The organism is Schlesneria sp., assembly GCF_036405755.1.
Taxonomy (GTDB): Bacteria; Planctomycetota; Planctomycetia; order Planctomycetales; family Planctomycetaceae; genus Schlesneria; species Schlesneria sphaerica.
The window spans coordinates 1-3,752 of the sequence record NZ_DASWWZ010000576.1 but is presented as its reverse complement, the minus strand read 5'-3'; the positions used below and the strand labels follow the sequence as shown (position 1 = coordinate 3,752).

1 protein-coding gene is annotated in these 3,752 nt (G+C 58.5%); it reads left to right on the top strand.

Going from position 1 to position 3,752, the window contains the following annotated elements:
• Positions 1 to 3,752 (top strand): amino acid adenylation domain-containing protein (locus VGE80_RS19205; RefSeq protein WP_440593781.1); only part of this gene is annotated, 3,752 nt, incomplete at both ends.

Below are 3,752 nucleotides of genomic sequence, written 5' to 3'. Positions count from 1 at the left end.
TCGCGACATGGTGTGCGGGCGGCACACTCGTTCTTCTGCCGGACGGCGTGCGCCAGGAACCGCAAGCGTTGCTTCGCGAAATCGCGAAGCAACGGATTCGCCGACTCTTCCTGCCAGTGGTCATGCTGCAACGTATCGCCGATGCTGTCGATTCCAGGACACCGTCCTTGGCCACACTCGATGAAGTGATCGTCGCTGGGGAACAACTTCGGATTACGGACAAGATCCGCAAGCTTTTCGAACGAAATCCGCAGTGCCGACTGGTGAACCAGTATGGGCCAACCGAATCGCACGTCGTCACCAGCTATATGCTGTCTGGGGCACCGGCCGACTGGATGGACCTGCCCCCAATCGGTCGCCCGATCGCGAATGCGGAAATCTATCTCCTCGACCAGAACCAGCAACCTGTTCCGATTGGCATCACCGGCGAACTCTGGATTGGAGGAGTGGGAGTCGCGAGGGGGTATTGGAACAGACCGGCACTCACCGACGAACGTTTTCGACCCAACCACTTTCGAACCGGCGAACAGGGACAAAGGTACCGAACCGGTGACCTTGCCCGATGGCGCGCCGATGGGCAAATTGAGTTCTTGGGCCGAGTTGATCATCAAGTCAAAATCCGCGGCTTTCGTGTCGAGATTGGCGAAGTGGAAGCGGTCCTGGGCGGATTCCCCCGACTCACGGCGTGCGCCGTCATCGCTCGCAAAGATCCGACCGGAGACGTTTTACTCATTGCTTACGTGGTCAACGACCAAAAGACGCCCGTTTCGGCGGCGGAACTGCGGACATGGCTGCAATCCCGGTTGCCAGACTACATGATTCCAGCACGTTTCGTGGCGCTCTCCGCACTTCCCGTGAATGCCAACGGCAAAGTCGATCGTAAGCAATTGGAAGTCAGCGCAAGCGCCGAAACGAACTGGTCAGAACCTCATTCGTACGCCCCCCCCAGAACCGAAATCGAGTGGGCTCTGGCGGGAATCTGGCAGGCACTTTTAGGGCGGACGCAAGTCGGACTGCATGACAACTTCTTCGAACTGGGAGGCCATTCCCTCTCCGCAATGCGTTTCGCGGCCCAGGTGAAAAGCCAACTTGGCATCGATCTCTCTGTGCGAAGCGTCTTTGAATTTCCCACCATCGAACGGCTTTCGGAACAGATTGAAGCGGCCAATGCCCAGCCATCCGGAAGCGCGGTGGCAGTTCCCGAGAAAACCGGCCCCGGCCCGATTCCCGCCTCGTTCGCCCAACAGTCGATGTGGCTGGTCGAGCGATTCATGCCAGGAAGCCCCACCTATCATCAACCGCTGGCGTTCCAGTTTTCAGGCGTCCTTGATCACGATCGGGTGTGCCGTTCACTCACCGCGATCATGGAACGGCACGAAGGGCTGAGGACCGCCCTGCTTCAATCGGGCGAGTCGTTGATCCAGCAGATCGAGTCACTGTACGACGTGGCCCTTCCTGTCGAGAGGTGGAGCGAGAGTGATCGACCTGCCGACGAAGCGACTCTCTTACAGTCCGACAAGTTCCAGTCATTCCTGCGGCAGCCGTTCAGTCTCGACCGCGCACCCTTATGGCGTGGCGCGCATATCGAATTACGAAATGGGCATTCCATTCTGGCTTTCGTCTTCCATCACAGCATCATTGATGAATGGTCCATGAGACTCTTTGGTGAGGAATTGACCGAGCTCTATGCCGCTGACGGAGATGCTGCGAAGGCCCATCTTCCGGGACTTTCGATCCAGTATGGGGACTACGCCGTCTCACAGCGTCAATCGCTCACCACGTCCCGCCGCGATCAACTCGTCGCGTACTGGACAGATCAACTTGCGGATCCACCCGTTGCGATCGAACTTCCCATCGAGGGGACAAGGCCCGTTCAGCTCAGCGGTCAGGGAGCTGTCTATGGCTTCCGGTTGCGTGCTCACAGCGTGACGGGACTGCGTCAGCTCGCCCGTGACGAAGCCATCAGCCTGTTTACACTCCTGCTCGCAAGTTTTCAGGTTTGGCTCGCACGCTATTCCGGGCAGTCTGACATCATTGTCGGGACACCCTTTGCCAATCGAAGTCGATCTGACGTGCAGTCGCTGATCGGTTACTTCCTGAATACGCTGCCCATTCGAACCCGGATCGATGAGGGTGCCACGTTCCAGCAAGTCGTTCGTCAGGTCCGAAAGACTCTCTGGAGCGCCTTCTCGAATGCGGACCTCCCTTTCGAGCAGATCGTGGAGCAAACCGTCAAAGAACGGCAGATCGGCCGACATCCACTCTACCAGGTGATGTTCGTGCTGCTGGAAGACGACGTCGGCGAACTTAACCTTGGAGACTGCCGCGGCGTTCCGCTGGAGGTCCACACCGGTACCAGCAAGAGCGAATTGACACTCAACATCCAGGCGTCCGGTGATGAATGGGACTGTCATCTCGAATACGCGACCGATCTCTTCACCCCTCAGACCATCGCGACGATGGCCAGCCATTTCGTCGAGTTGCTCGAGTCCCTTATCACCGGCCCAGTCCAACCGGTTCAGAGTTTGAATCTCATCTCGCGCGAGGAGCGTCAACGGTTGCTCGTCGACTGGAATCAAACCGAGCGGGACTATCCTACCCACTTGTGCATTCACCACTTGTTTGAATCACAAGCTACCCGAACTCCGCGTGCCGTTGCGGCCGTCTGCAAGGGGAATTCCCTCACCTATCAACAGCTCAACACGCGGGCCAATCGATTGAGCCATCACCTGCGCACGTTGGGAGTTGGCCCCGACAGACTGGTGGGACTCTGCCTCAACCGCTCGCTCGACCTGGTTGTCGCCATGCTGGCGATCCTCAAAGCGGGCGGGGCCTATGTCCCTCTCGACCCCAAATATCCCCGCGAGCGACTGCAATTCATCGCCGAAGACTCACGGATGCAGGTCCTGGTCACCGAGAAGGACCTCGTGAGAGTGGACCCGTCTCTCGTCGAGAACACCCCCGTCGTTCTGATGGACGACGACTACTCCGTGTACACGGATACGAATCCTGCTGCAGATGGCTCCCCTTCAGATCTGGCGTATCTTATCTACACATCGGGATCCACCGGTCGCCCCAAAGGGGTGGCGATCGAACACCACAGTGCCGTCTCGTTCCTGCACTGGATTCGAGAATCATTCTCTGATCGGCAACTCGCACGTGTGCTCGCGGCCACCTCCGTTTGTTTCGATCTGTCCATCTTCGAGATTTTCGGCACGCTCGCCTGGGGCGGCAGAATCATCCTCATCGATCAGGCGCTGGATCTTCCAAACGATCAACACCGTAACGAGGTGACACTTCTCAACACCGTCCCGTCAGTCGCTGCCGCACTGCTGCAGACGGGTCCCTTACCTCGCAACCTGAGCACTGTGAACCTGGCGGGAGAACCCTTGCCGACATCCCTGGTCGATGCCTTGTACGCGCAAGCGGGGATTCAGACGGTGAACGATCTGTATGGCCCCTCTGAAACAACAACGTACTCAACCTGGACAAGACGGGAAGCCGGGAAACCAGCAACCATCGGTCGCCCTCTGGCGAATACCCAGGTCTATCTGCTGAATGAATCTCGCGAGCCGGTCCCGCAGGGGTTCGTGGGCGAACTTTGGATTGGAGGCGCGGGGGTCGCACGGGGATACTGGAAACGCCCGGATCTGACGGCGGAACGATTCGTGCCGAACCCGTTCCGGCCGGAAGAGCGGATCTATCGCACGGGCGACCTGGCACGCTGGCGGTCCGATGGACAATTGGAATAC